Source organism: Streptomyces sp. NBC_01216 (genome assembly GCF_035994945.1).
In the GTDB taxonomy this organism is placed as follows: Bacteria; Actinomycetota; Actinomycetes; order Streptomycetales; family Streptomycetaceae; genus Streptomyces.
The window spans coordinates 3,121,670-3,146,535 of record NZ_CP108677.1 but is presented as its reverse complement, the minus strand read 5'-3'; the positions used below and the strand labels follow the sequence as shown (position 1 = coordinate 3,146,535).

Here is a 24,866-nt window from a genome sequence, read left to right as displayed (position 1 = left end):
GGTCGCAGCTCAGGGAGGGTTCGGGGTGCTAGCGGGGGTGCTAGACCTAGCAGCCTGGGGTGCTAGACCTAGCAGCGCTGCTGGGGTCAGGCAGCAGCCTTGTTCTGGTTACGGCGGGTGATGGCTGCGGTGATGTCGGCGCGGTCGATGCCGCGCCGGTTCTTGCCCTCACCGGTGTCGGTCTGGCCCCAGACCTGCCCGGCCTTGATGCCGTGGGGCTTGAGGGCGGCGGTGACGTTCTCGCCCTTCCACCCGCCATAGACGTCCGGCTGCGCGCCGGCCAAGCGGGCGGCGATGCGCTCGCACCAGACGGCCTTCTCGTCGGGGGCGATGACGGCGAGGACGTCGGCCAGCACATCGGACTGCCCGGACTTCTCCGGGCCCGCGCCGATGGCGTGGCCGGTGACGTTGCCGTACTCCTCGCGGACCTGGCGGGCGCGGGCGGCGATCTGCTCGGCGGCCACCGCGTCCACGAACGCGGACGCCACGATGCGCGGGTCGTCCCCCTCACCGGCCATCCAGCAGATGCCCCGATCCGAGCGGGAGAACATCGTGGCCCGGTACCCCGCCTTGTACATCGACGTCCCCAGCACCATGTCGTTGGCGGGCTGCCCCATGACCTTGAGGCAGAACCGCAGCACCGCGTTCGCGCTGATCCCGGTCGGCAGCGACTTCGCGTCCGGCCGCTGCGTCCCGAACAGCGTCACGATCCCCAGAGCCGGGCCCCGCTTCACGAGGTCGGTGCAGATCGCCTCGATCTCCTTGCCATGCTCCTCGTGCTCGAACGGCACCTGGCACTCATCGAACCCGGCCACGATCGGGTGCAGCCCCAGGCTCTTGTCGCTGGCCAGTTCGGGGGTGACCTTGGATTCCGGGCAGCGGGAGCGCGGCAGGGACTTGATGACCTTCGCCCGCCGGCGCAGCTCCTCCTTCAGCTCCCGCAGCGCGTCCAGGACGTATTCGATGTCGTCGTTCTCCTCGCCTGCGCGGTAGCGGTGGCAGACGGGTTCCAGGGCTCCGAAGTCGCCGGTGCCCTTGAAGTCGAACGCGTGCAGCTCCGCGCGCGGGTCGAGTGCGGCGATCAGGAGGAACAGCCGCATCAGGAACGTCTTGCCCATCCGAGGGATCGAGCCGACGACCACGGCCGCGAACATCAGCGTCACGGACACGTCACGCATCCGCTGGTCGTTGCCGAACACCACCGGGCGGAACAGATCGACCGTGCCGGACTTCAGCAGCGGCCAGGCGGGTTTGGTGGTCTCGTTCATCGGCTTGTCCCCCACCCACAGCACCAACCGCCCCTCGTGCTCGGCCGGATCGGGTGAGGGCCAGACACAGCCGACCTTGCGGCGCAACCCGGACGCCAAGGGCTTACGGGCCTCCATGATGTCCTCGGGCGTCACCCCATACGGGAGATCGAGGTCAGCACGGTAGCCGGGGCCGTCACGGACGATCTCGCTGGTGAAGCGCAGCCCGTTCATCTCGCCGCCCTTCTTGATCGCGGCGGAGATCTTCGCGCTCCCGATCGAGTCGAGACCGCGCAGCACGATGCTGCCGGTGAGCTTCTGCACCTCCGTCTTCAGGACGGCGGGGCCGATCACGGGGGCGTCGGGCTGCTGACCGGCCATGCCGAGCAGCAGCACCCCGCCGGCCGCGAACGCGTACATCAGCGCGGGGGCCATGACGTAGAGCCACAGGGCGAAGCCGACGCCGAACACGGCGGCAACCAGGGCGACCAGGCCCCGCAGCCGCACCCGCCCGGCCCGCAGCCGAGCCAGGCGCATGTACTCCTCCACATCCTCCGCACGCACGGCGGCGGCCCGCAACGGTGCGGCTTCGCGGTCCCAGACCCACCGGTTGGTGGTGGCGATGAACCGACAGGCTCCCCGCGGCGACATCAGCGCAAGCCGCCCGGCATACACCGGGAGCCGCACGCCGTGGAACAGGGCGCTGTATCCGGCGTTCGCCCCGGCGTGGCGGGCGGTGGCGGTGAAGTCGCGCCGGTCGGTCAGCCACCCGGCAAGCACCGGCTTGCGCTTCTCCACGCTCACCTTCGGCTCGGGCAGGGCGGGGTTGTCGACCGCGACGGGCACGGCCGGTTCGTGGTCGTCGTTCAGGTCGGGGACCGGCCGCAGATGCGCGGCCGGGGCGGCGGTGTCCGTCATGCTGGTACTTCCTCCTGCTCGATGGTTCGGGACCGGGGGAAAGAAGGGGGTGGCCGGTTTCCTTGGCCGGGGCCGGCCGTCCCCGCTCAGCTCCGCTCGGCCTTGTGAACGGCCCGCTCCGCGAGGCGTACGCGCTGCTCGGCGTCCTTGCGGGCCTGGCGGGCGGCGGCCCGCTCCGTGCGGGGTGCGGTGCGCTCGGCGGCCTTCGCGGCGGCCAGGTTCTGGCGGGCGGTGGCCTGCACCTCGTGCAGCGCCTTCAGCTCCCGCTGCCCGCGCTCGGCGGCCGCGGCGTCGATGGCCGCGATGCGGGCGGTGACCTTGCTGTCGACACAGTCGGCAAGGGCCTGCTTGAAGCCCTTGCGGAACAGGCGGGCGCGCTCGCGGGACTCGGCTCGGGTGTAGCTGTACACGGTGAACCTCCCTGGTGGGGCCGGTCTGTCCGGCCCTCCGCCCGCCCGGTTGCGAGACCGGGCGGACAGAGGGCCGTCAGCGACGGCGGCCCCTACGCAGCGACGACGTGGCGGCCTGGCCGTCCGCACCGCCGACCGACTTCACGACGGTCACCACGCCCCAGGTCAGGGCGACGGCGAGGAACGCGAGGATCGCCAGGTTCGCGGCGATCGCGGTGAGCGCGCCGACGAGGAGGGGGCCGAAGTAGACGCCGGCGGCGACGGCCCCGGCGCCCATGCCGGAGCCGAGCGCGAGGCGCTGAACGGTGCGGTCCGGGGGTGCCTGGTGGACGTGCACCACCTGCGGCACGGCGTTGGTGGGCTGATAGGTGGCAGGAAGCTGGTCGGCATAGGCGGGGGTGCCATCGGGGAGGCGCACGACGGACGGGGGTCGGGGGGCGGGCAGGTGGTCCATGTGGTGTCCCTTCGGGTCAGGCGGCAGGGGCGTCATGGCAGGTGACGCACATGCCGAGCGAGCGCGGGATGCAGTACCCCACGTCGGTACGGCAGTTGGGGCAGGTCCGGCGGGCGAGCATCGCCGCAGCCAGAGCAGTGGCGCGGGCCGGAGTCATGGGGCGGACGGGCTTGGCCCGGTCGACCCGGTAGAGGTAGGCGACCAGCGGGCCCCGTCGGCGGCGGGGGCGGTGGAGTTCGGCGACGACGTCCTGACCACCCGGCCGTAGCCCCAGGGCGCGGAGCTGACGGCGGGTGGCCAGACCATCGGGGGCGAGACGCCACCGGTAGACGTCGGCCATCAGGCGACCGCGACGCGCTTCCACGCGCCCCGCAGCCGGACCTCGGAGGCGGAGTGCCCGGCGGCCCGGAACCGGGTGGACATCTCCCGGTAGGACAGGGCCGGGGTCTCGCTGTGCCGGATCTCATCCACCAACCGGTCCAGCTCCGCATCCGTCAGCGCGGGGGCCGCGTCCAGCGCCGGGACGGGGTTGGTGGGGCCCCACACGGGCAGCTCCCACGTGGGTGTGACGCCGGGCGTGACGCGGGTCGTCACGCTGGTCAGCGCCCTGCCGGTGTCCTTCCCGGACCGGGTGCTCTCCAGCATCGACCAGGCCCGGGCGAGGGTGGTGGCGGTCTGTGCCTGGACGCGTGCGACGCGCGCCCCGGCCTGCGTCACAGCCGCCAGACGCGTTTCCTCCGTGCCCGCCTCGGCCCGCAGCCGGGCACGGGCGACGGCGGCTTCGTCGCGGGCTTCCTGCTGGATGCCCTGGATCGCCTCCAGCGCGGACCCGGTCAGCGCGGTGCGCTCCCACAGCCCGTGGACCAGCCACAGGGCTTTCGCGGCCAGGGGCAGCCAGGCGACCGCGAGCCACGCGCCGGCGCTTTCGTCGGCGGTGACGGCGTGGGCTACCAGGACGCCCGTGGCGACCAGGCCGAAGCCCCAGCCCACCGCCGTGACAGGGGTGGAGTGGTCCCCCTGCGCGGCAAGACGGCGTTCGTAGGCGAGGGTCGCGAGCCACCCGCCGTCGATCCCGAGACCGACCACCAGGGCGATCAGCCACGGCATCGAGGTGCCGAGCCACATCACGACCACGGCCAGCGTCAGGACCATGGACACCGCCGTCATCGCGACCGCGGGAAGAACCGTCTTCGCGGCCTTGGCGCTCATGCCGCACCCCCCGCCTGGTTCCCCCGCCACGGGAAGGGGTGGGTGTGGTGGGCGGTGCGGAAGACTCGTGCGGCCACCCCGGCGGGGGCGTCGGGCTTGGCGACCGGGTGAGCGCCGCTGATCGAGGCCAGCATGCGGGCGGCGTGGTGCTCGCACCCGTCGGCGCCCGCGTTCTGCGCGTCGATGACGGTCACGACGACCGGGCCCCCGCACGGCGTTGCGTCCTCCGGGTGCGCGGCCGGGCACCGCACCGGAGTGCCGGCGGGCGGGCCGTCGACCATCTCGACGAGCTGTTCCACGGTCACCTCAAGGCGGCCGATCATCCGGGCCATGGCGGACCCATCCAGCAGACTCACGGACTGCGCGTCCGCCAGGACCTGCCGGGCGGCGAGGATCCGGCTGCGGTCGTACGCGGTGAGATCGAAGCGACCGTCCATCAGGCCGCACCCCCCGACAGGCTCACGACGGCCGACCGGTTGGCCAGCTCCCGGCGTGCCGCCAGGACCCGTCGGCGGGCCCGGCGGATACGCCGCTCGTCCAGCTCGGTCGGGGTGCGGTCGATGGTCATGATCTGCGCGTCCAGCAGGGCGACGTCCGCCAGGATGGCGGGCATCTCCGTCTCGATCGCGTCCAGCTCGGCGTCCGACGGCTCACCGTCGAACGGGGCGGCCGTAACAACAGCCTGAAATGCTGCGATGCTCTTCATTGGGTCAGTTCCTCTCATACAGGAACGGCTCACAGAGACCCCCGGGGTGGCACCCCCGGGGGTCTCGCCGTTGGAACCATCCGGCTCCCCTCAGCCCCGCCCGTACGGCACCGCGTGAAGCGGACCGGACGGGCGGGGGAGGCAACCGGCCGCAGCGTGCACTGCGGAGTTGAGTTGGTGGAATGTCTCCTTCGCGGGTGCAGCGCCCGTATCAGGTAGCGCTGCATGTCCCGCGTTGTAGGCGTATGGAGACGTGACCTTGCGGTCTAAACCATCCGGACTGACCAGGCGCCGGTCGCCTCGGCCCGATCTATCCCGGGCCCCTTGACGCCGAACCCGAAGGATCGGCGCCCATTCGTGCAGGTCAAGCAGGTGTGCGTTCTCGGCACCTGCACTTATGTACTCATGTGTAGGAGTGACAGGTATGAGAGTGCCTAACTCCTGTACATGAGTCAACCCGCCGCGCGAACTTGCTGCGGCGGGTTGGGGCTAGTACTCCAGCTGTAGATCGCGATCTTCATTCCTGAACGGCTTGTCGCTGATAGTGGCTGGCCTGGGATCGGGCCTGGTGGCGGCGTCGCCAGTGGGACCAGTCGAGCCAGTGAGCCGCACCGTGGACGAGCGGGACGACGAGCGCGTTGAACAGGCGCTGGATCTCGTTGCAGGTGAGCGGTATCAGCCTGTCCGGCCCGGGGTGGCGGGCGTGTTCCTCGGCGCGGACGACGGTGAGGAAGGCGTGGGCGAGCATCGCGAGGGTGACCCAGCGGTGCCAGGACGTCCAGCGTCTGACCTGGTGTTCGTCCAGTCCGGCCAGGCCTTTGCCGGACTGGAAGGTCTCCTCGACCGTCCATCTGCGTCCGGCGACCTGCACCAGGGTGGACAGCGGAACCTGGGTCGCTGAGTAGCAGCGGTAGAAGGCGAGTTCGCCGGTGCGCCGGTTGCGGCGGACGAGTAGCTGATGGTTGCCGGGCCGGTCGTCGGCGATGTCGGCCAGGGCCCAGTCGTAGAAGCGGTGCCCTTTGGCTCCGGCGCCGGCGGACAGTTTCTGCCAGGCCCGCTTCGGCAGCTTCTTGACCAGGGCGTCGGCGCGGAGTTTGCCCGCGTGGGTGGTGATCTGGTGGTCGCGGGCGATGGCGAGTACGTAGCCGATCTCGCGCCTCTCCAGCTCGGTTCGCAGGTGCGGGTTGCCTCCGTAGACCTCATCGCCGGCCACCCAGGATGCGGAGACGCCGGCGTCCAGTGCGCGGCCGATCATCCGGGCGGCGAGAGCAGGTTTCGTGGTGAAGCCGACGGCGTCGGGGATCCCGGCGGCCCGGCAGCGGGCCGTGTCCTCGGCCCAGGAACGTGGGACGTACAGCTCCCGGTCGATCGCCGCGTGCCCGAGCGGGGTGGAGTAGGCAAGGTAGACAGCGACTTGACTGTTCTCGATGCGTCCGGCGGTGCCGGTGTACTGGCGCTGCACGCCCACCGTGTGCGTGCCCTTCTTCAGGTCGCCGGTCTCATCCACGACCAGCACCGCGTCCTCGTGGCGCAGGTGCTCGACGACGAAGCCGCGGACGTCGTCGCGTACCGCGTCGGCATCCCACTTGGCCCTCGACAGCAGGTGCTGCAGACCGTACGGGGTCGCGTCCCCGGCATGCTCGGCGAGCGTCCAGCAGTTCTTGCGCGGCAGGTCCGACAACAGCCCGAGCACGAACGCCCGTGCCCGGCGCCGGGGTTCCACCCGGACGAACCGTCCCGCGATACGGCCCATCAGGACCTCGAACGCTTCCTGCCAGCGGGCGGGATCTATGCTGTGGCCTGCGGCCACCGTCTGATCTTCTGTCTTCACACACCGATGATCACCGGTGGCCGCACCCGTTCCCGGACCAGCCCCGACCATCAAGATCGCGATCTACAGCTGGAGTACTAGGGGCTGTGTGTTTCAGTCACCCGCAGGGATGCGGTACTCCAAAACGAACTGGTCAGCCGCCATGAAGGTGTCGCAGACCTCAATGATTCGGCCACCTTCAGATTCCGCGTTCCGCGTCAGATGAATGATGGGCGAACCGGGGCTCAGGCTCAGTGCACCGATCTCTTGCTTGGTTGCGAGGCGGACCCGGACCGTCTCTGACAGCTCCTTCAGGGTGTGCCCGTGCTCCTCAAGTCGGGCGTAGATCCCGCCGCCGCCGGGGTTCTCCTCGAATAGCTCGGGGATGTCCTTCGCGATGTCCCACGGGAGGTAGGACGTGGCTTCCTCCGTGGGGATGCCGTCGCTGAAGTACAGGCGGCGCCGCGCCAGCACCTTCGCGCCGACCGGAACCGACAGCCGCTCCGCGATCTCGTCTGGGGCCTCGGTCGGTCCTACGTACAGGACGCTGACGCTGGGCATGCTGCCCGCCTGCTCTGCCTCTGCCAGGTAGGCCGCTTTGCCCGCCGTGCGGTGCGAACGACGGAAACGGTCCGACGACTTTCGCCGGACGGGCGGGCGTCGTTTCACGAACGAGCCCTTGCCGTGCCGCGTCTCGATAAGCCCGGTGGCTCGCAGCTCAGCGAACGCCTTGCGGACAGTTCCTTGAGACGTGGCGTACTTCTTCATCAGTCCGGACTCGCTGGGTACCTGCTCGCCCGGCGCGAGGATCTGTTCCTTGATCTGCTGAACCAGGTCGTCCGCGATCTGTAGGTACTTCGGCTTTCCTGAGTCTCGGGAAGGAGTGGGCATGTCCTACTGTTCCTCCTAGGCTCCTGTACATAAGCAACGCTACCCGGAGGGCGCGTCTATGCCGCTTCACTCGGTCTCGGTTGCTGGGGTGGTGGTCCGTGATGACGGCCGCGTCCTGGTCATCCGGCGCGCAGACAATGGCACCTGGGAACCGCCTGGAGGCGTCCTCGAACTGGATGAACGCCCCGAGGATGGCGCGGCGCGCGAGGTCCTCGAAGAGACAGGTATCCGTGTCTCAGTCGAGCGACTGACGGGGGTCTACAAGAACATGACTCGGGGTGTGGTGGCTCTCGTCTTCCGGTGTCGGCCAGTCGCCGGCGTTGAGCAGACGTCGAGTGAGTCGACCGCCGTGGAGTGGCTGACTCCCGAGGAAGCCGAGAAGGCGATGGGGGAGGTTTACGCAGTGCGCGTGCTCGATGCCCTTGATGTCGCGAGCGCCCCCCACGTCCGCTCGCACGACGGCCGCCGCCTGCTTGAGTCTGCCTGACCAGACATCTCGCCGTGGGCATGGGCGTTCGCCTGATCAACGGCGCGGGCTCCTGCAACGATGTGGCCATGTCGACGCCTGGAATGCCTCTCCAAGCAACCCACATCCCCGATTGCACCGAGCCGGAAGCCCACCACGCGGCCTACAAAAGCGCCAAAGCGAGCAATGCGATCTTTGTGTGTATCGCTCGTCAGGGTCAACGCTGGAAGGTGGAGCTGGACGCTTTCGCCAGCAGAGGGCCACTCATCCCGGAGCAGTCATTGGCGGTTCTGCGGTCTGCGGTCGAAGCCTTGGTACTCGCGGGAACAGTCACTCAGGCCAACATCGGCCCTGACTACATCTCGCTGAGCGCGATCGAGGGCGAGGAGAAGGCGCGGGAGATCGCGGCCGCGTTCCACGCCGCCCTCTCTGGCCTTCACCAGCTGCACATCACGGTTCCGAGCACCGAGGGGCGGGCCTAGGTCCGGGCGTTCGAGCGATGACCCTGGTCTCACTCGGGGTCTCGGTTGACAAACCGTCCGCAGTGGTCCGCACTGTTCCGTTGTGGTTCGTAGTGGCCACTGAGCTGGCGTTGTGTACGAGCACGGACAGCCTCGGATCAAGATCCGACAACTTGTAATGCGTAGGTCGTCGGTTCGAATCCGACAGGGGGCTCAGGCGAAACCCGTGTCCCGGACCGTCGCGGTCCGGGACACGCGCGTGTGCGGGGCCCGGTGGGTCGGGGGAATCGATTCAGCGGCCCGAGAGGCGGTCCGCCACGGCGGCGATGCGGTCCGTAGCGGCCGAGTGCGCCGTCGACTCGCGGCGGTCCGCCGCACGGTAGGCCGCGTACATCGTCCGGACCCCGAGCCAGCGCAGCGGTTCCGGTTCCCACGTGCGGACCTTGTGGCCGACCCAGGGCAGCGTGGTCAGGTCGGTGGGGCCCGACTGGCCCGAGTCCTGCTGGATCAGGTCCCGCAGGGTGCGGGCCGCGAGGTTCGCGGTGGCGACGCCGGAGCCGACGTAGCCGCCGGCCCAGCCGAGCCCCGTGGAGCGGTCGAGGGTGACGCCGGCGCACCAGTCCCGGGGAACACCGAGGACGCCGGACCAGGCGTGGGCGATGCCGACCCCCGCAAGGCCGGGGAAGAAGCGGATCAGGATCTCGCGCAGCGCCGCCACGGTCGCCGGGCTGGTGCGTCCGTCGTTGTCGGTCCGGGAGCCGTAGCGGTAGGGGACGCCCCGGCCGCCGAGGGCGATGCGGCCGTCGGCGGTGCGCTGGGCGTACATGTAGGCGTGGGCCATGTCGCCCAGCGTCTCGAAGCCGTTCCAGCCGATGGACTCCCATTGGGCGTCGGAGAGCGGCTCGGTGGCGATCATCGAGGAGTTCATGGGGAGCCAGGTGCGGCGCTGTCCGGCGAGGGACGCCGTGAACCCCTCGGTGCAGCGCAGGACGTAGGGGGCGCGGACGGTGCCGTACGGGGTGACGGCGTGCTTGGGTCTGATCTCGGTGACGGGGGTGGACTCGTGGACGGTGACGCCGAGGGCCTCGACGGCCGAGGCGAGGCCCGTGACGAGCTTGACGGGGTGGAGGCGCGCGCCGTGTGGGGTCCAGCCGGAGCCGACGGCGCCGGTGACGCGGACGCGCGCGGCGGTCTCCCGGGCGCCGTAGAGTTCGCGGTCCGTCTCGCCGAACGCCAGCTCCGCGGCGTGGAAGTTCTTGAGGCGGGTCAACTGGGCCGGGGAGTGGGCTATTTCGAGGACCCCGCCGCGGTGGATGTCGGCGTCGATGTTCTCGTCCCGGCAGACGTCGACGACTTCGCCGACCGTGGCGTTCATGGCCTTCTGGAGGCGGACGGCGGCCTCGTGGCCGTGGAGTTCGGCGTAGCGGTCCCGGCCCGCGATGCCGTTGTAGAGCCAGCCGCCGTTGCGTCCGGAGGCACCGTAGCCGCAGAAGCGGGCCTCGAGGACCGTGATGTCGAGGAAGGGGACAGCCTTCTTGAGGTAGTACGCCGTCCACAGTCCGGTGTAGCCGCCGCCCACGATGCACACGTCCGCGGTGGTGTCCCCGGGCAGCGGTTCGCGGGGGGCGGGGGTGCCCTCCTGCGCGTACCAGAACGAGATGCCGCCGTTGACCGTGCTGCTCATGGTGTCCTCTGTCCCTGTGGGCCCGCCGGGGGCGCGTGGGCGGGAGGTTACTTGATGAGGGCGTGTCCCGGGCCTGCGGATTTCGTCGTTCCGCGGGGCGGGGGCGGGCGGGAGCGGGCGGGGGCGGGCGGGGCGTCCACCGCCTGGACGCTCCTCGCCCGGCCGGCGCGACCCGGTGCAGGGTGGGTGCATGATTCGCACCGCCACACCCGCCGACGTCCCTGTCATCCACGAGATGGTCCGCGAGCTCGCCGACTACGAGAAGGCCCTGCGCGAGGTGCGGGCGACGGCGGAGCAGCTCCGGGAGGCCCTCTTCGGTGAGCGCCCGGCGGCGTTCGCGCACATCGCGGAGACGGACGAGGGGGAGGTGGCGGGGTTCAGTCTCTGGTTCGTCAGTTTCTCGACCTGGCGCGGGGTGCACGGGATCCATCTGGAGGACCTGTACGTACGCCCCGGGGCGCGCGGCGGCGGACACGGCAAGGCCCTGCTGCGGGAGCTGGCCCGCACCTGTGTGGAGCGCGGCTACGAGCGGCTGGAGTGGTCGGTCCTGCGGTGGAACACTCCGGCGATCGACTTCTACGAGTCGCTGGGCGCGGGGCCGCAGGACGAGTGGGAGGTCTACCGGTTGACCGACGACGCCCTCCACGCGCTGGGGACGGGCGGGTAGGAGCAGACGGTCGCGCCGCGTCCCGCGACGCCCGCCTCGGAGCCCTTCGGGTGTCTCGGAGCGGGCGTGGCGGCCCCGGCCCTTTGCCACGGGGGAGGCGGACGGCGGGTGGAGGCCGAGGGGTGCTTGATCGGCCGGCGTGGGCTCACGACCACCGGATGCGGGTGCCAGGGCCGATGTCGGTGGGGCGGCGCACCATGGACCCATGGTGGCGAAGAAGAAGCGGGTGGCGGCCGTACGGCGGCCGGATGTCCGGCTGCCGCCGCTCGCGGCGTACGAGGGCGGTCTGGAGCCGGACGGGGACTACGACGGGCTGGAGTTCGACGGGCTGGACCTGTCGGATCAGGACGGGCGGGGGGCGCGGTTCCTGGACTGCGCGGTGCGGGACTGTGGGGTGGACCGGACGCTGCTGACCGGGGCGCGGGTGCTGGACTCGGTGCTGAGCGGGATCCGCGGAGTGGGCACGGAGCTGGTGGGGGCGTCGCTGCGGGACGTGGAGATCGTCGACGCGCGGCTCGGCGGGGCGCAGTTGCACGGCGCGGTGCTGGAGCGGGTGGTGGTGCGCGGAGGGAAGGTCGACTATCTCAACCTGCGGGCGGCGAAGCTGAGGGACGTCGTGTTCGAGGGCTGTGTGCTGAGCGAACCCGATTTCGGCGGTGCGTCCCTGGAGCGGGTGGAGTTTCGCGACTGCGCGCTGACGGGAGTGGATTTCGGCGGGGTGCGGCTCAAGGACGTGGATCTGCGGACGGTACAGCGGCTGGAGATCGCGCGCGGGGTGGAGTCGCTGTCGGGCGCGGTGATCAGTACGGCGCAGTTGCTGGATCTGGCGCCGGTGTTCGCGGCCCGGCTGGGGGTGCGGGTGGAGGACTGACGTCACCGGCCGTGCGGATGCGTGGTGGCCGCCGTGACGGGGGCGCGGGGACCGGGCGGCCGGACGGTCGGTGGCGCGCCGCGGGGCGGGTGCTTCCCGAGGCGTTCAGGGGACGCGGGGGAAGCGGGCCTGGAGGTCCCAGATCGCCGGGTTGTCGCCGAGGCCCTCGTGCATGTCGGTGAGGTCGGCGATGAGGTCGTGCAGGAAGTCGCGTGCCTCGCGGCGCAGCTCGGTGTGGCCGAAGGTGAGCGGGGGTTCGTCGCCGGGCATCCAGTCGGCCTCGACGTCCACCCAGCCGAAGCGCCGCTCGAAGAGCATGAGGTCGGAGGACTCGGTGAAGTCGAGTTCGGCGTACTGGGGTCGCGCGGACCGGCTGCCGCGCGGGTCGCGGTCGAGGCGCTCGACGATGTCGCACAGGGCCCAGGCGAAGTCGAGCACCGGCACCCATCCCCAGGCTGTGGACACCTCGCGGTCGGCCTTCGGGTCGGCGAGGTAGACGTCGCCGCAGAAGAGGTCGTGCCGCAGGGCGTGGACGTCCGCCCGCCGGTAGTCGGTCTGCGGGGGGTCGGGGAAGCGGCGGGAGAGGGAGTAGCCGATGTCGAGCACGGGTCGATGGTCCCACGCCGGGCGGAGCGCGACGTCCGCCCGCCGTGGCACCGGTCCGCCCGGCGTGGGCGGGCCGGCCGGCGCGTCCGCTCGGCGCTCAGAGCCTGTCGGGTGGCCTCTGCACGGGTGGTCACGCCCTGGCACGCACGCTGCCGGAGCTACCGGGATACCCCGGTAGCTCCGCTACAGCACCTCCCGACGCCTTGGAATCGCGCGCATCAGACCGCATCCGCCTGTCGATCGAAGGCGGCCCCGACAGGCTCTCAGTCGCGGGTGCGGGCGTGCAGGGTGCGGGCGACTCTCGGGCCCAGCCAGCGCTTCAGTCGGCGCAGCGGCTCCAGCTGGTCGGCGGCCTTGTCGATCCGGTAGTAGAGCTGCGGCGGGACGTGCGGGAGCAGCGGGGAGTGCCGCTGGCCGAGGAGGGCGAACATCTGGACCGGGGCGAGGCGCATGTAGCGCGGGAGGTTCTCGTACCAGCGGGCGCTGTAGCGGGCCGCGCTCTGCGCCGAGAGGAGCTCGGCGCGCCGACGCCGCCCGTAGTGGCTCAGTGCTGTGTCGAGGTCCCCGGTGTTCGCGCGCAGGGCTTCGGCGAGCGCGAGAGCGTCCTCCAGGGCGAGTGTGGTGCCGGCGCCGATCGAGTAGTGCGTGGTGTGAGCGGCGTCGCCGAGCAGGACCAGGTTGCCGTGGTGCCAGGTGCGGTTGGTCAGGGTCCGGAAGTTGAGCCACTGCGCGCTGCCGCCGGTCTGGGCGCGGCCGATCAGCGGATGCCCCTCCAGGAGGCCCGCGAAGAGCTTCTCCAGCAGGGCCAGGCTGTCCGCCTCGTCCAGCAGGTCGAGCCCGAGCCCGCGCCAGGTCTCGGGGGAGCACTCCACCACGCAGGTCGACCGCTCGCCGCTGAAGCCGTAGGCGTAGCACCAGATCCAGCCGTGGTCGGTCTCGACGAAGGAGAAGGTGAAGGAGTCGAAGACCTTGGTGGTGCCGAGCCAGACGTACCGGTTGCGGCCGAGGGCGACCTCCGAGCCGAAGTGGGCGGCGTGACGCTCGCGCAGCGCGCTGTTCACCCCGTCGCACGCGACGACCAGATCGGCACCGGCCAGCTCCGGGTCGGCGGCCGGGTCGCTGACCTCGTGTTCGAACTCGACCCGTACGCCCAGGGATTCGGCTCTCTCGGTGAGCAGCGCGAGCATGGCGCGGCGCCCGATGCCGAAACCCTCGTCCCCGCGGTGGACCGTCCGCTCCTCGCGGACGATGGCGACGCCGTCGGTCCAGGTGACCGAGGCGGCGCTGATCGACGCGGCGGACTCGGGGTCGCCGGCCCGCAGTTTGTCCAGCAGCCCGGCCCAGTACGTGACACCCCAGCCGTAGGTGGCGCCGGCCGGGTTCCGCTCGTAGACGGTGATGTCGTGGGACGGGTCCTGCCGCTTCATCAGGATGGAGAAGTACAGGCCGGCGGGCCCGCCTCCGACGCAGGCGATCTTCACGCGCGCTCCCACTCATGGTGACACCTTGCGATGGACAGGCTACGCAGAGTAGCAGGATGGTGTGTTCGGCCCGCGACGGCACCACCCTCGTGACCCTGCGCGGCGACGCGCCGGCCCGCAGTCCCACGTGTCCGCCGAGCGCAAGGCGTTCACCGCGGTCGCCTGGAACGCCCCGACCTCCGTGCCGGCCGGCCGCCTCGCCCAGGCGCCCCAGCTGAAGGACATCTCCGGCACCCTCTTCCTCGCCGGTGGCGCGGCCGTCACCGTCAAGGGCGCCCCGGTCGCCGGTACCGGGGTCGCCGGCGCGCCCAGCGGCGACCTGGACGAGAGGTTCGCGCGGGCGGGTGTCGAGGCGCTCGGTGAGTAGCTCCGACCGGGAGACTCCCGGCGTGGCACGACCTCCCCGCCGGGAGCCGTGCCTTCCCGGCACGGGCGGTCAGGGCACTCCAGGCCCCGGCGCCCCCGGCGTCGGGAGGCGGTCAGGCCGCCGCGGAGACGCCGCGTCCGCTCGTACTCCGGCGGCCCGCGCCGTGCCGTGGCGGGAGCCGCTGCGTAGGATCGGCGGGTGAGACAGCACAGCCGAGCCCGCATCGTCCCGGCCGCCGCGGCGGCGGTTCTGCTGGTGTCTCTCGTCGGCTGCACCGGCGGGGACGGGGCGCACGGCGGCGGTGTCCACGGAACCCCCGGCGCCGCCGGGCTGCGCGACCCGTACTTCCCCCGTCTCGGCAACGGCGGCTACGACGTGCGGCACTACGCCCTGAGCCTCGACTACGACCCGGCGCGCGACCGACTCGACGCCACCGCCGAGATCACCGCCCGCGCCACCCAGGACCTCAGCGCCTTCAACCTCGATCTCGCCGGTCTCACCGTCCGCCGGGCCACCGTCGACGGTGCGGCGGCGGCCGTCAACCGGGCGGGGAACGAGCTGACGCTCCGGCCCCGTGACGACATCGACGAAGGCAGCACCTTCCGGGTCGTCGTCACCTACGACGGCACCCCCGAGAAGATCAACGACGCGGACGGCTCGGGGGAGGGCTGGCTGAAGACGGCGGACGGAGCGCTCGCGCTCGGCGAACCCGCCGGTTCCCTGGCCTGGTTCCCCGGCAACCACCACCCGTCGGACAAGGCGACGTACGACATCACGCTCACCGTCCCGGAGGGGCTGCGGGGCTTCTCCAACGGCGAGCGGACCTCGGAGCGGACGGCCGGCGGCCGGACCACGTCCGTCTGGCACTCCGCGCAGCCGATGGCGAGCTATCTCGCCATGGTCGCCGTCGGCCGCTACACGACCACCGCCACGACCACTCCGTCCGGGATCCCCGTGCTGACCGCCGCCGACCCGTCGGTCGCGGCCGGGAGCGCCGCGCTGCTCGGCCGCATCCCCGAACTCCTCGACTGGGAACAGGAGAACTTCGGGCCGTATCCCTTCTCCTCCACAGGTGCGATCGTCGAACCGGACGGCGACGTCGACTACGCGCTGGAGACCCAGACCCGGCCGGTCTTCCCGCACGGTGCCTTCGACGTGCCGACACTGGTGCACGAGCTGGCCCACCAGTGGTACGGGAATTCCGTCTCGCCCGCGACCTGGCGGGACATGTGGCTGAACGAGTCCTTCGCGACCTACGCGGAGTGGCTGTACGCCGAGGACTTCGAGGACACTCCGGCCCAGCGCGGCTTCGAGAAGGCGTTCGCCGACGAGGCCAACTGGGCCTTCCCGCCGGCCGATCCGCCGACCGCGCGGGACCTCTTCGCCCCGCCGGTCTACCAGCGGGGCGCGATGGTCCTGCACCGGCTGCGGCAGACGGTCGGGGACGACACGTTCTACGAGATCCTCGCGGGCTGGCCGGTCGAGCACTGGCACGGCAACGCCTCCACGGAGGACTTCACGGCCTATGCGGAGGACGTGGCGGGCGAGGATCTGAGCGAGCTGTGGGACGTGTGGCTCTACGGCGACGACAAGCCGGACAGCCCCGACGCGCCCTGACCCTCGTGCCGCGGGCCTCCGCGTGCCGGGCGGCCGTGCGTCAGAGGGCCTTGCGCAGGACGACGCACGGGCGGCCGTGCCGGAGGTCCGGCCGGCGGTCGGTCTCCTCGTAACCGAGGGAGCGCCAGAAGCGGAGGGCCCGGGGGTTGTTCTCCAGGACGGCGAGGCACAGGCCGGTGCGCCCCGCCGAGCGGAAGCGTGACTCGACCAGGCCGGCGAGCCGGCTCCCGTGGCCGGCGCCGTGCGCGCGGGCGTCGATCATCAGCAGGCCGATCCACGGGTCCGGCCGGTCCGGGTCGGGGTGGCGCGCGAGGGTGACGGCGATGCCGACGAGCCGGCCCTCGGAGCGGGCGAGCAGGACCTCGGTGCCGGGCTGTGCCAACTCGTCGGCGAGAGCGGCGGCGACCTGCTCGGGGCTGATGTCGTCGGGGTCCGGGAAGTCACCGGAGAGCTGGTGGAAGGCGCGGTTGGAGGCGTAGAGCGCGGTGAGTTCGGTGAGCAGCGGGCCGGGCAGGGCGTGGGCTTCGCCGGGGGCGAGGGCTTCGACGATCACGCGGGAAAGCGTAGAGCCCCGGCGGTGAGGCCGGGGCTCCGTGGCGACGGCGGTGTTCCGGTCCGGTCCCGCCGCGGCCGGTGACCGCCGTCAGGAGTCGGTCACCGGCCACGCGTGCGGCCGTCCCGGTCCGCCGCCGTCAGCGTGTCCGGCGGAAGCGTCCGCCGGACGACGGGTACGTCAGATGTTCACGCCGAAGTCGCGGGCGATGCCCTCCAGGCCCGCGGCGTAGCCCTGGCCGACCGCGCGGAACTTCCACTCGGCGCCGTTGCGGTAGAGCTCGCCGAAGACCATGGCGGTCTCGACGGCGGCGTCCTCGGAGAGGTCGTAGCGGGCGATCTCGGTGCCGCCGGCCTGGTTCACGATGCGGATGTACGCGTTGCGTACCTGGCCGAAGTTCTGCGAGCGGGAGACCGCGTCGTAGATGGAGACCGGGAAGACGATCTTGTCGACGTCGGTGGGGAGGCCGGCCAGGTTGACGTTGATCTGCTCGTCGTCGCCGCCGCCCTCGCCGGTGCGGTTGTCACCGGTGTGGACGATGGTCTGGTCCGGGGTGGACTTGTTGTTGAAGAAGACGAAGTGCGCGTCGGAGGCGACCTTGCCGGCGGCGTCGACCCCGATCGCCGAGGCGTCCAGGTCGAAGTCGGTGCCGGTGGTGGTGCGGACGTCCCAGCCGAGGCCCACGGTGACGGCGGTCAGGCCCGGTGCCTCCTTGGTCAGGGAGACGTTGCCGCCCTTGGACAGGCTTACAGCCATGGGAAGTCCCTTTCTTCGTGCTTCGTTGACAGTGTGGTGTCGCCTACCCGGGATAACGCGGAGGGTGCCGCGCCGGTTCCACAGCGGCGCAACGGTATGAAAAGAGGGTGACGCGGGGGCCCGCCGAGGGGGACCATGGATGACATGTCCGGTTCCGAAGTACGGGGGGCCGGGGCGCGGGCCCCGGGGAAGCACCTCATCCGCGGCTCCGTCTCGCTGCCCGAGGCCGAGCTCATGTGGCGTTTCTCGCGGTCCTCCGGGCCGGGTGGCCAGCACGTCAACACGAGTGACTCGCAGGTGGAGCTCCGCTTCGACCTGGCGCGTACGGAGGCCCTCCCGGAGGTCTGGAAGGCGCGGGCGCTGGAGCGGCTGGAGTCCCGGCTGGTCGGCGGGGTGCTGACGGTCCGGGCATCGGACCACCGGTCCCAGTGGCGCAACCGCGAGACGGCCGCGGTCCGTCTCGCCGCGCTCCTGGCCGAGGCCACGGCCCCGCCTCCGAAGCCCCGCCGCGCGACCAGGATCCCCCGCGGCATCAACGAGCGCCGTCTGCGGGTGAAGAAGCGGCGCGGCGAGACCAAGCGGGGCCGCCAGGGCCGCGACTGGTCCTGACCGGGTGCCTCCGGGCGTCCCGCGCCGCGACCGGACAGGGCCCGCGGGCGTCCGGTTCCTCTCCGTCCTCTCCGGCGGCGGCCGGGGCCGGGTCAGCCCAGTCGGCGGTACTTACCGCGGAAGTGGGTCAGTGGGCCGGACTCCGACGACGGGAGCGCGGCCGTCAGGACGCGGCCGACGACCAGGGTGTGGTCTCCGGCGACCACCCGGGACTCCGTGTGGCACTCCAGCGTCGCCAACGCGCCGGCGACCAGGGGCGCGCCGCTCCGTTCGCCGCGGGTGAGGTCCACGTCCTCGAACAGGAGGCGGTCGCTCACGCGGCCCTTCATCGCGAAGCGTCCCGCGATCTGCCGCTGGTTCTCCGTCAGCAGCGAGACCGCCCAGACCGGGACCTCGGCCAGCAGGTCGTCCATGCGGGAATCGTTGCGCAGGCTGACCAGGACCAGCGGCGGATCGAGGGAGACCGACATGAACGCGGTGGCCGTCATGCCGACGTCCTCACCGCGCGGGCCGTCGTCCGGGTCGTGGGCCGTCACCAGCACCACGCCCGCCGCGAGGCGGGACATGGCCGCCCGGAAGTCGTCGTTGCTCACCCCCTCAGCATGGGGGATGGCGAGATCCGACACGGGGGGCGCGGTGGGGGTCTTCTGCAGCACACCCGCACGCTAGTCCGACGGTTCGGGGTCCGCATCGGGCCGGGGGACCAGCCGAGGCCCCTCGCGGGTCCTAGGACCCGCGCGTTCCACGCGCCCCGGGTGCCTCGGCCGGGAGCCCTTCGCGCGCCTCCGTGCCTCCACACCACCCCTTGTGACTTGAGTCACAGAGCCCAGTATTTGTTGACCCTGTGTACCGGGTGCACAGCTCGCTGTGATTCAGTGGCGGGGACAATGCAGCACGAGTGCCGATGAGAACCCTGGAGTTGCTGTCGAGGTCTCGGGGAGAGCGAACGATGGAGACCGAGTCGGAGCCCTATGTCCGTCTTGCGACCCTGCGGCAGCTGCACCGGGTCGTGGCCGACCTCAATACAGCCCGCAGTCTGGCCGACACGCTCCAGACCGTCGCGGACGGCATCGTCGCCGGTCTCAACTATGAGCTGGCCTGCGTCAACCTCGTACGCCCCGACGGCGACCTCGTCGTCGCCGCCCTCGCCGGCAGCCCCGCCGCCGAGGCCCTGATCACCGGACGCGTCGGCTCCCGCGCCTCCTGGGAGCGACGGCTTTCCATGGGGGTCGCCTGGGGCGACCTGCGGTTCATACCGCACACCGAGGGCTGGGTCCTCATCGAGGACGACGTGCCGCAGTGGCACACCGAGGGTCCCGCACCCCGTTTCGAGGACGAATGGCATCCCCACGACCGCCTCTACGCCCCCATGTACGCCTCCGGCTCCGGCCGTGAGCTCCTCGGCGTGATCTCCGTCGACCGCCCCCGCAACGGCCGCCACCCCGGACCCTGGGGCCAGGAAGCCCTCCAGATGTACGCCTCCCAGTCGGCGATCGCGATCAGCAACGCCCGGCTACGGGCCAACATGCAGCGCGCCCTGGTCCGCCTGGAACGCGAGCAGCAGGCGCTGCGGGCCAGCGAGGAGTCCTTTCGGCAGGCATTCGAGTACGCGCCCTCCGGCATGGCCATCGCCGAGATGGGCGGCGACCAGCACGGGCGGCTGCTGCGCGCCAACGACGCCCTGTGCCGCCTCCTCGGCCGGCCCGCCTCGATCATGCGCCGGTACTCCTTCGCCGATCTCGTCCACCCCGAGGACATCGGCACCCTGCTGCGTACCTCCGCCGAAGGGGGCCGGGCCGAGCTGCGTCTGGCCCGCCGGGACGGCACCTACGTCTGGGTCTCGCTGCGCAACTCCGTCGTGGCCGACACCGCGGACGGCCCCCGTTTCCTGCTCACCCACGTCGAGGACATCGAGGAACGCAAGCGTCACGAGCTCCAGCTCGCCCACCGCGCCTCGCACGACGCCCTCACCGGGCTGCCCAACAGCGCCGAGCTCCGCTCCCGGCTCAGCGCCCGGATCTGCGAGCGCCCGCACGCCGCCCGAGCCGTCGAGGCGGAGGGCCTCGACGGCGGGTACGACGGCGGGTACGACGCGCCCTACGGCCACGAGCACGGCTTCGGATTCGACACGGTCGCCGGCCCGTACGACCACCACGTCCACCTCGTCGCCCCCTCGGGGGGTGAGGTCGACGACGGGACGAAGGGGCTCGCCGTCCTCTTCTGCGACCTCGACGGCTTCAAGTCGATCAACGACCGTTTCGGTCACCACACCGGCGACGCCGTCCTCATCGAGGTCGCCCGTCGCCTCACCACCGGAGTCCGCGACGGGGACACCGTCGCCCGGCTCGGCGGAGACGAGTTCGTCGTCCTCGCCGACGGCCTCGGCGCGGCCGACGCCGCCGACCTCGCCGTACGGCTGCGCAACGCGATCATCCCGCCGATCCGGGTCGACGGGCGGGCCGTCCGGGTGGGCGCGAGTTTCGGCATCGGCTGGGCCGAGTGCGGCATGAGCGTCGAAGAGGTCCTGAACTCCGCCGACCAGCGGATGTACATCGAGAAGCGCTCCCGTTCCAAGATCCACCGTCGCGCCGGATAGGGACCGCACGGAGATCGTCCCCGGCGCCGATGTCAAGGACCGGATCGTCCGCTTCCCCGTTCGGGGTAGGCTCGGCCGGTCGGCGACGGCTGGCGAGCATGGATAGGAGTGACCCGGATGGCTGCCGGTAACGACGGCGCGAAGACGCCCGAGGACGACGATCCGTTCGGCTACCTGTACGCGGACGGCCAGGCGGCGGGCGCCCAGCACCCCGGCCAGGCCGGCGGCTACGGCTACCCCGGTCCGGCCGCGCAGCCGGGTGTCCCCAGAACCTCGTACAACCAGGTCAGGACGGTCGGCGAGCGCCAGTACGGCGGCGGTCAGGGTCAGCCGGGCGCCCAGGTCCCGCAGCAGGCGGCGTACGGCGGCCAGCAGCAGTACGGCCGGCCGAACCCGCAGTACGCCGCGCCCGAGACCTACCCCGGCGGAGAGCGCACCCGGCAGGTGCCGCAGCCGCCCCAGCGGGGTGGAGGGCCCAACACCAGGGGTCTGCTGATCGGCGCGATCGCGGTCGTCGCGGTCGTCGTGCTCGGGATCACCGCGGCCGTCATCAACAACATCGGCGGGGACGGGGGTGACGGCGGCGTCGCGGGCGACAAGCCGAGCACCCAGCCGACGGCCTCCTCCGAACCGACCACCGAGCCCAGCGCGAAGCCCACCCCGGCGGAGCTGCCGCAGCAGGACGCCGCGACGCTCAAGCTGGGCGGTCCGGCGCTGCTCGCCAAGGACATCGAGGGTGCCAAGGGCGCCGACGGCGCCTACGTCTCCTTCAACGGGCCGGGCGGCTCCGCGAGCTGGTCCGTCGACGTGCCCGAGAGCGGTGAGTACACGCTCTTCATCACCTACAGCGTGCCCGGCCGGGACGCCAAGACCTCGCTGACGGTCAACGGGGAGAAGCCACGCTCGCTCAACATGTCCAACTTCGCCAAGGCGGCGGAGGGGGACTGGGCCAAGGGGTGGACCAACACCTACGCCTACGTGAACCTCGACAAGGGACAGAACGCGCTCAAGATCTCCTGCGAGCAGGGTGACCAGTGTGACGCGATCCTCGACCAGGTCTCGCTGAAGGCCGGACACGCCAAGAGCTGACCCGACCGCCCTCGGACGGGGGCGAACCGACCGGTCCGCGGAGCCGAGCCGTGCGGTCAGCCGTACCGGACGAGCGGTGCGGATCGCCCGTGGCGGGCCGGACGCGGTCCTGGAGTACCCCCGGGAGGGTCCGCGGTCACGCCGCCGCGGCCTGCTCCGTCACCGTCACCCGAGGCAGCAGCTCCTCGTAGGCGCCCCGGTCGAACTCGCCCGCGACCGGGGAGAGGACCGTCGCCGCCGACAGCGCCACCGCGCGGGTCAGCCGCTCGGGCCAGGCGAGTCCGTCGACCAGGCCGGACAGCAGTCCCGCGACGGCCGAGTCGCCGGCACCGGTCGGACTGCCCTTCACCGCGGCCGGCGGGGCCGCCCGCCACAGACCCTCGGGGGTGGCGGCCAACATGCCCTCCGGCCCGAGCGAGGAGACCACCGCGTGCGCTCCGCGACGCCGGGCGTCCCGCGTGGCACGGTGCGGTTCGCGCGAGCCGGTCAGCGCCGCGAGCTCCTCGGCGTTCGGTTTGACCAGGTCCGGGCGGGCCGCGATCCCGCGGCGCAGCGGCTCGCCGCTGGTGTCGAGGAGGACCGGGACGCCGGCGCTCCGGGCCATCCGGACCAGTTCCGCGTACGCGCCGACGTGGATGCCCGGCGGCAGGCTGCCGCACAGGGCGACCGCCGAGGCGCCGTCCAGCAGCTGCGCGTAGCGGCCGGTGAGTACGGACCACTCCGCGGGGGTGATCGTCGGCCCCGGCTCGTTGAGCTGGGTGGTGTCCCCGGACGCGGTGTCGACGACCGCGACGGTACGGCGGGTGGACCCGGCGACCGGGACGAGCGCGTCGCGCACCCGCAGGCCGGCCAGCCGGGAGCGCAGCACCTCGCCGGTGGGGCCACCGACGAAGCCGGTGGCGACGGCCTCGTGACCGAGGGCGCCGAGCACGCGGGCGACGTTGAGCCCCTTGCCACCGGGGCGCTCGATGACCTGGGTGACACGGTGCGAGGCGTGCGGGGTGAGGGCCGGCACCCGGTAGGTGAGGTCCAGTGCCGTATTGAGGGTGACCGTGAGAATCACCTGTTCACCCCCCGTGTGCCGTGCCGATCGCCTGCCGTTCGCGCCCCGATCATGCCAAACGGAAGGCGGCAGGCCCAGTCCCCGGGCCTGCCGCCTTCCGTTCGGATGAAACAATTCGTGTCAAAATCAGCCCACTTGGGGCTCAACCACCCAGCTGCCCTTGCGCATGACGCCCTTGAGGTCGAAGTTCTCGTCCAGGACGACCAGGTCGGCGTCCTTTCCGGGGTCCAGTGAGCCGACCTTGTCGTCGACGCCCAGCAGCCGGGCCGGGTTGGCGGAGATGGCCGCCACGACGGACTCGACCGGCAGGCCGTCGACGGTCACCGCCCGTTTGAACGCGCGGTCCAAGGTGAGGGTCGAGCCGGCGATCGAGCCGCCCTCGACCAGCCGGGCGACCCCGTCCTTCACCTCGACCGCCATCGATCCGAGCGCGTAGTGCCCGTCACCGAAGCCGGCCGCGTCCATCGCGTCGGTGATGAACGCGACGCGTCCCGCGCCCGCGTGATGGAACGCCAGTTCCAGCGCCGCCGGGTGCAGGTGCGTGCCGTCGTTGATCAGCTCGACCGTGATCCGCTCGTCCTCCAGGAGCGCGGCGATCGGGCCGGGAGCGCGGTGGCCGAGCGCGGGCATCGCGTTGAAGAGGTGCGTCGCCACGGTCGCGCCCGCGTCGATGGCCGCCCGCGTCTGCTCGTAGGTCGCGTCGGTGTGGCCGACGGCGGCGATCACGCCGTGCTCGGCCAGCAGCCGCACGGAGTCGATGCCGCCGGGCAGCTCGGTCGCGAGCGTCACCATCCTGGCCTGGCCGCGGGCGGCGTCGATCAGTTTGCGGACCTCGGCCGGGTCGGGGTCGCGCAGCATCGTCTCGTCGTGCGCGCCCTTGCGGCACGGGGAGATGAACGGCCCCTCGAAGTGCAGGCCCGCGATCTCGCCCTGTTCGGCCAGCTCGGAGAGCAGGCCCGCGCGCCGGCCGAGGAAGTCCATGTCGCCGGTCACGAAGGAGGCGACCACGGTGGTGGTGCCGTGCAGGCGGTGGGTGTGGACACCGTGCAGCACCTCGTCGGCGGTGCCGGAGGTGAAGGAGGTGCCGCCGCCGCCGTGGTTGTGCATGTCGACGAAGCCGGGCACGACCCAGTGGCCGGTCAGGTCGATGGCGGGCGTCTCGGCGGGAGTGCTGCCCGCGATGCGGCCGCCCTCGACGATCACACGTCCGTTCTCGACGATTCCGGTCGGCAGCACCACACGGGCGCCGGCGAGAACCTTGCGATCGGCCATCAGGCGGATACCTCCGGATCGGAGTCGTGGGGGGTGGTGGGTCGCCGGTCGGTGGGGAGCGGGGTGGCGGACCCTTCGGTGAAGGGCGCCCGGCGGTCGAGCAGGTCCCAGGCGAGCAGGCCGGCGCCCAGGCATCCGGCGGTGTCCCCGAGGGCCGCCGGCACGATGGCGGGCAGCCTCTGGAACGTGACGCGTTCCTCCACGGCGGCCCTCAGGGGTGTGAACAAGGTTTCCCCGGCCTCGGCGAGACCGCCACCGATGATGAGCGTGCGGGGGTCCAGCAGGGTGAGTGCGGTGACGAGCCCGTCGGCGAGGGCGTCGACGGCGTCCCGCCAGACCCGTACGGCGTTCTGGTCGCCGGACTCGACCGCCTTGGCGCAGTCGGCGGCGTCCGCCTCCGGGTCGTCGGAGGCCGCGGCCCAGGCGAGGGAGACGGCGGAGGCGGAGGCGTAGCGCTCCAGGCAGCCGCGCTGGCCGCAGCCGCAGTCGGTGCCGCCGGGGCGGACGACGATGTGGCCGATCTCGCCGGCGTAGCCGTGGGCCCCGGCCTCGATCGCGCCGCCGATGCCGATGGCGCCCGCGATGCCGGTGCCCAGGGGCACGAAGAGGAAGCGGTCGGCGCCGTGGCCCGCGCCGATCCGTCCCTCGGCGAGGCCGCCCGTGCGGACGTCGTGGCCGAGGGCGACGGGCACACCGTCGAGACGCTCGCTGAGCAGTGTGCGCAGGGGGACGTCACGCCAGCCGAGGTTGGCGGCGTAGACGGCGATGCCGTTCTCGGCGTCGACGATTCCGGGGACGGCGACTCCCGCGGCGGCGGCGGGCTGCCCGTAGCGCTCCAGGCCGTAGGCGCGCAGCTCCGCCGCGAAGCCGAGGATCGACTCCACCACGGCTTCGGGTCCACGCGCGCGCCCGGTGGCGCGCCGGGCCTCGTGGAGCAGGGTCCCGTCCGCCCCGACGAGGGCGGCCTTCATACCGGTGCCGCCCACATCCAGGGCGATGACGTGTCTCACGGGGAACAGTCTCGCGCGTCAACGGCAAAAAGGTCTAGTCCACTGGGCGAGAT

At 71.8% G+C, this 24,866-nt stretch carries 26 protein-coding genes, 1 tRNA gene and 1 pseudogene; 10 read left to right on the top strand and 18 right to left on the bottom strand.

Translation table 11 applies throughout. The features are described from left to right. Positions 1-86: 86 nt before the first annotated feature. From OG393_RS13635 to OG393_RS13595, 9 genes are all read right to left on the bottom strand, one after another. Complete coding sequence (locus OG393_RS13635) at positions 87-2,165, bottom strand: cell division protein FtsK (protein ID WP_327374929.1); 2,079 nt, start codon at positions 2,163-2,165, stop codon at positions 87-89. Between the two features lie 86 nt (positions 2,166-2,251). Continuing rightward, complete coding sequence (locus OG393_RS13630) at positions 2,252-2,575, bottom strand: hypothetical protein (protein ID WP_327374928.1); 324 nt, start codon at positions 2,573-2,575, stop codon at positions 2,252-2,254. 76 nt (positions 2,576-2,651) lie between these two features. Then, entirely contained in the window at positions 2,652-3,029 is a 378-nt protein-coding gene (locus OG393_RS13625; RefSeq protein WP_327374927.1) for a DUF6251 family protein, read from the bottom strand. Between the two features lie 16 nt (positions 3,030-3,045). Next, entirely contained in the window at positions 3,046-3,369 is a 324-nt protein-coding gene (locus OG393_RS13620; RefSeq protein ID WP_327374926.1) for an RRQRL motif-containing zinc-binding protein, read from the bottom strand. Then, on the bottom strand, positions 3,369-4,238 hold the full coding sequence (locus OG393_RS13615; RefSeq protein ID WP_327374925.1) for a protein spdB: 870 nt from the start codon (positions 4,236-4,238) through the stop codon (positions 3,369-3,371). The genes OG393_RS13620 and OG393_RS13615 overlap by 1 nt, the downstream gene beginning before the upstream one ends. Further along, complete coding sequence (locus OG393_RS13610; protein ID WP_327374924.1) at positions 4,235-4,675, bottom strand: hypothetical protein; 441 nt, start codon at positions 4,673-4,675, stop codon at positions 4,235-4,237. The genes OG393_RS13615 and OG393_RS13610 overlap by 4 nt, the downstream gene beginning before the upstream one ends. Then, positions 4,675-4,944, bottom strand: a complete 270-nt coding sequence (locus OG393_RS13605) for a DUF6284 family protein (protein WP_327374923.1) — start codon at positions 4,942-4,944, stop codon at positions 4,675-4,677. The genes OG393_RS13610 and OG393_RS13605 overlap by 1 nt, the downstream gene beginning before the upstream one ends. Positions 4,945-5,461: 517 nt before the next feature. Then, complete coding sequence (locus tag OG393_RS13600) at positions 5,462-6,697, bottom strand: IS701 family transposase (protein ID WP_327378420.1); 1,236 nt, start codon at positions 6,695-6,697, stop codon at positions 5,462-5,464. Positions 6,698-6,868: 171 nt separating this feature from the next. Beyond that, positions 6,869-7,645, bottom strand: a complete 777-nt coding sequence (locus tag OG393_RS13595) for a GntR family transcriptional regulator (RefSeq protein ID WP_327374922.1) — start codon at positions 7,643-7,645, stop codon at positions 6,869-6,871. Positions 7,646-7,703: 58 nt separating this feature from the next. Here OG393_RS13595 and OG393_RS13590 point away from each other — a divergent pair, with 58 nt between their 5' ends. From OG393_RS13590 to OG393_RS13580, 3 genes are all read left to right on the top strand, one after another. After that, entirely contained in the window at positions 7,704-8,132 is a 429-nt protein-coding gene (locus OG393_RS13590; RefSeq protein ID WP_327374921.1) for an NUDIX hydrolase, read from the top strand. A 14-nt stretch (positions 8,133-8,146) separates the two neighbouring features. Further along, complete coding sequence (locus tag OG393_RS13585) at positions 8,147-8,593, top strand: hypothetical protein (RefSeq protein ID WP_327374920.1); 447 nt, start codon at positions 8,147-8,149, stop codon at positions 8,591-8,593. Positions 8,594-8,722: 129 nt separating this feature from the next. Beyond that, positions 8,723-8,786: transfer RNA gene (locus OG393_RS13580), tRNA-Thr, on the top strand. 78 nt (positions 8,787-8,864) lie between these two features. On the opposite strand, the gene OG393_RS13575 is transcribed toward OG393_RS13580, so the two are convergent. After that, positions 8,865-10,256, bottom strand: a complete 1,392-nt coding sequence (locus OG393_RS13575; protein ID WP_327374919.1) for an NAD(P)/FAD-dependent oxidoreductase — start codon at positions 10,254-10,256, stop codon at positions 8,865-8,867. 190 nt (positions 10,257-10,446) lie between these two features. On the opposite strand from OG393_RS13575, the gene OG393_RS13570 reads away from it, so the two are divergent. Then, positions 10,447-10,923 (top strand): GNAT family N-acetyltransferase, encoded by a 477-nt coding sequence (locus tag OG393_RS13570; protein ID WP_327374918.1) that lies wholly within the window; start codon positions 10,447-10,449, stop codon positions 10,921-10,923. A gap of 205 nt (positions 10,924-11,128) precedes the next feature. Then, positions 11,129-11,794, top strand: a complete 666-nt coding sequence (locus OG393_RS13565) for a pentapeptide repeat-containing protein (protein ID WP_327374917.1) — start codon at positions 11,129-11,131, stop codon at positions 11,792-11,794. A 105-nt stretch (positions 11,795-11,899) separates the two neighbouring features. On the opposite strand, the gene OG393_RS13560 is transcribed toward OG393_RS13565, so the two are convergent. Further along, complete coding sequence (locus OG393_RS13560) at positions 11,900-12,400, bottom strand: hypothetical protein (RefSeq protein ID WP_327374916.1); 501 nt, start codon at positions 12,398-12,400, stop codon at positions 11,900-11,902. A 263-nt stretch (positions 12,401-12,663) separates the two neighbouring features. Beyond that, positions 12,664-13,881, bottom strand: a complete 1,218-nt coding sequence (locus OG393_RS13555; RefSeq protein WP_327378419.1) for an FAD-dependent monooxygenase — start codon at positions 13,879-13,881, stop codon at positions 12,664-12,666. 71 nt (positions 13,882-13,952) lie between these two features. Here OG393_RS13555 and OG393_RS13550 point away from each other — a divergent pair. Next, positions 13,953-14,248: pseudogene (locus tag OG393_RS13550) on the top strand (GlcG/HbpS family heme-binding protein); the annotation flags it as partial. A 198-nt stretch (positions 14,249-14,446) separates the two neighbouring features. Further along, on the top strand, positions 14,447-15,865 hold the full coding sequence (locus tag OG393_RS13545; RefSeq protein WP_442817305.1) for a M1 family metallopeptidase: 1,419 nt from the start codon (positions 14,447-14,449) through the stop codon (positions 15,863-15,865). A 40-nt stretch (positions 15,866-15,905) separates the two neighbouring features. On the opposite strand, the gene OG393_RS13540 is transcribed toward OG393_RS13545, so the two are convergent. Both OG393_RS13540 and OG393_RS13535 read right to left on the bottom strand, forming a co-directional pair. Beyond that, positions 15,906-16,418, bottom strand: coding sequence for a GNAT family N-acetyltransferase (locus OG393_RS13540; RefSeq protein WP_327374915.1), 513 nt, complete (start codon positions 16,416-16,418; stop codon positions 15,906-15,908). A 180-nt stretch (positions 16,419-16,598) separates the two neighbouring features. After that, entirely contained in the window at positions 16,599-17,174 is a 576-nt protein-coding gene (locus OG393_RS13535; protein WP_327374914.1) for a TerD family protein, read from the bottom strand. 135 nt (positions 17,175-17,309) lie between these two features. On the opposite strand from OG393_RS13535, the gene arfB reads away from it, so the two are divergent. After that, on the top strand, positions 17,310-17,783 hold the full coding sequence (arfB, locus tag OG393_RS13530) for an alternative ribosome rescue aminoacyl-tRNA hydrolase ArfB (protein WP_442817304.1): 474 nt from the start codon (positions 17,310-17,312) through the stop codon (positions 17,781-17,783). Positions 17,784-17,875: 92 nt separating this feature from the next. Here arfB and OG393_RS13525 read toward each other — a convergent pair whose 3' ends face one another. Further along, positions 17,876-18,439 (bottom strand): flavin reductase family protein, encoded by a 564-nt coding sequence (locus OG393_RS13525; protein ID WP_327374912.1) that lies wholly within the window; start codon positions 18,437-18,439, stop codon positions 17,876-17,878. Between the two features lie 293 nt (positions 18,440-18,732). Between OG393_RS13525 and cdgB the strand changes: the two genes are divergently transcribed. Then, on the top strand, positions 18,733-20,379 hold the full coding sequence (cdgB, locus tag OG393_RS13520) for a diguanylate cyclase CdgB (RefSeq protein ID WP_327374911.1): 1,647 nt from the start codon (positions 18,733-18,735) through the stop codon (positions 20,377-20,379). Between the two features lie 117 nt (positions 20,380-20,496). Further along, positions 20,497-21,468: a CBM35 domain-containing protein gene (locus OG393_RS13515; protein WP_327374910.1), complete on the top strand. Its 972-nt coding sequence runs from the start codon at positions 20,497-20,499 to the stop codon at positions 21,466-21,468. A 136-nt stretch (positions 21,469-21,604) separates the two neighbouring features. Here the strand turns inward: OG393_RS13515 and OG393_RS13510 are convergent, their stop codons facing one another. The 3 genes from OG393_RS13510 to OG393_RS13500 all read right to left on the bottom strand — a co-directional run bounded on the left by OG393_RS13510 (position 21,605) and on the right by OG393_RS13500 (position 24,813). Continuing rightward, positions 21,605-22,531: a 1-phosphofructokinase family hexose kinase gene (locus tag OG393_RS13510; RefSeq protein WP_327374909.1), complete on the bottom strand. Its 927-nt coding sequence runs from the start codon at positions 22,529-22,531 to the stop codon at positions 21,605-21,607. Between the two features lie 126 nt (positions 22,532-22,657). Further along, the gene (gene nagA, locus OG393_RS13505; protein WP_327374908.1) at positions 22,658-23,803 is read right to left on the bottom strand and encodes an N-acetylglucosamine-6-phosphate deacetylase; all 1,146 of its coding nucleotides are present in this window, start codon (positions 23,801-23,803) and stop codon (positions 22,658-22,660) included. Then, complete coding sequence (locus OG393_RS13500) at positions 23,803-24,813, bottom strand: ROK family protein (protein ID WP_327374907.1); 1,011 nt, start codon at positions 24,811-24,813, stop codon at positions 23,803-23,805. The genes nagA and OG393_RS13500 overlap by 1 nt, the downstream gene beginning before the upstream one ends. Between the last annotated feature and the right edge of the window lie 53 nt (positions 24,814-24,866).

Excerpts from the sequence above, each read along its gene's own strand:
- OG393_RS13635 (WP_327374929.1), bottom strand. The coding sequence starts at position 2,165 with ATGACGGACACCGCCGCCCCGGCCGCGCATCTGCGGCCGGTCCCCGAC.
- OG393_RS13625 (WP_327374927.1), bottom strand. The coding sequence starts at position 3,029 with ATGGACCACCTGCCCGCCCCCCGACCCCCGTCCGTCGTGCGCCTCCCC.
- OG393_RS13620 (WP_327374926.1), bottom strand. The coding sequence starts at position 3,369 with ATGGCCGACGTCTACCGGTGGCGTCTCGCCCCCGATGGTCTGGCCACC.
- OG393_RS13615 (WP_327374925.1), bottom strand. The coding sequence starts at position 4,238 with ATGAGCGCCAAGGCCGCGAAGACGGTTCTTCCCGCGGTCGCGATGACG.
- OG393_RS13610 (WP_327374924.1), bottom strand. The coding sequence starts at position 4,675 with ATGGACGGTCGCTTCGATCTCACCGCGTACGACCGCAGCCGGATCCTC.
- OG393_RS13605 (WP_327374923.1), bottom strand. The coding sequence starts at position 4,944 with ATGAAGAGCATCGCAGCATTTCAGGCTGTTGTTACGGCCGCCCCGTTC.
- OG393_RS13600 (WP_327378420.1), bottom strand. The coding sequence starts at position 6,697 with ATGGGCCGTATCGCGGGACGGTTCGTCCGGGTGGAACCCCGGCGCCGG.
- OG393_RS13595 (WP_327374922.1), bottom strand. The coding sequence starts at position 7,645 with ATGCCCACTCCTTCCCGAGACTCAGGAAAGCCGAAGTACCTACAGATC.
- OG393_RS13590 (WP_327374921.1), top strand. The coding sequence starts at position 7,704 with ATGCCGCTTCACTCGGTCTCGGTTGCTGGGGTGGTGGTCCGTGATGAC.
- OG393_RS13575 (WP_327374919.1), bottom strand. The coding sequence starts at position 10,256 with ATGAGCAGCACGGTCAACGGCGGCATCTCGTTCTGGTACGCGCAGGAG.
- OG393_RS13570 (WP_327374918.1), top strand. The coding sequence starts at position 10,447 with ATGATTCGCACCGCCACACCCGCCGACGTCCCTGTCATCCACGAGATG.
- OG393_RS13565 (WP_327374917.1), top strand. The coding sequence starts at position 11,129 with ATGGTGGCGAAGAAGAAGCGGGTGGCGGCCGTACGGCGGCCGGATGTC.
- OG393_RS13535 (WP_327374914.1), bottom strand. The coding sequence starts at position 17,174 with ATGGCTGTAAGCCTGTCCAAGGGCGGCAACGTCTCCCTGACCAAGGAG.
- arfB (WP_442817304.1), top strand. The coding sequence starts at position 17,310 with ATGGATGACATGTCCGGTTCCGAAGTACGGGGGGCCGGGGCGCGGGCC.
- cdgB (WP_327374911.1), top strand. The coding sequence starts at position 18,733 with ATGGAGACCGAGTCGGAGCCCTATGTCCGTCTTGCGACCCTGCGGCAG.
- OG393_RS13515 (WP_327374910.1), top strand. The coding sequence starts at position 20,497 with ATGGCTGCCGGTAACGACGGCGCGAAGACGCCCGAGGACGACGATCCG.
- nagA (WP_327374908.1), bottom strand. The coding sequence starts at position 23,803 with ATGGCCGATCGCAAGGTTCTCGCCGGCGCCCGTGTGGTGCTGCCGACC.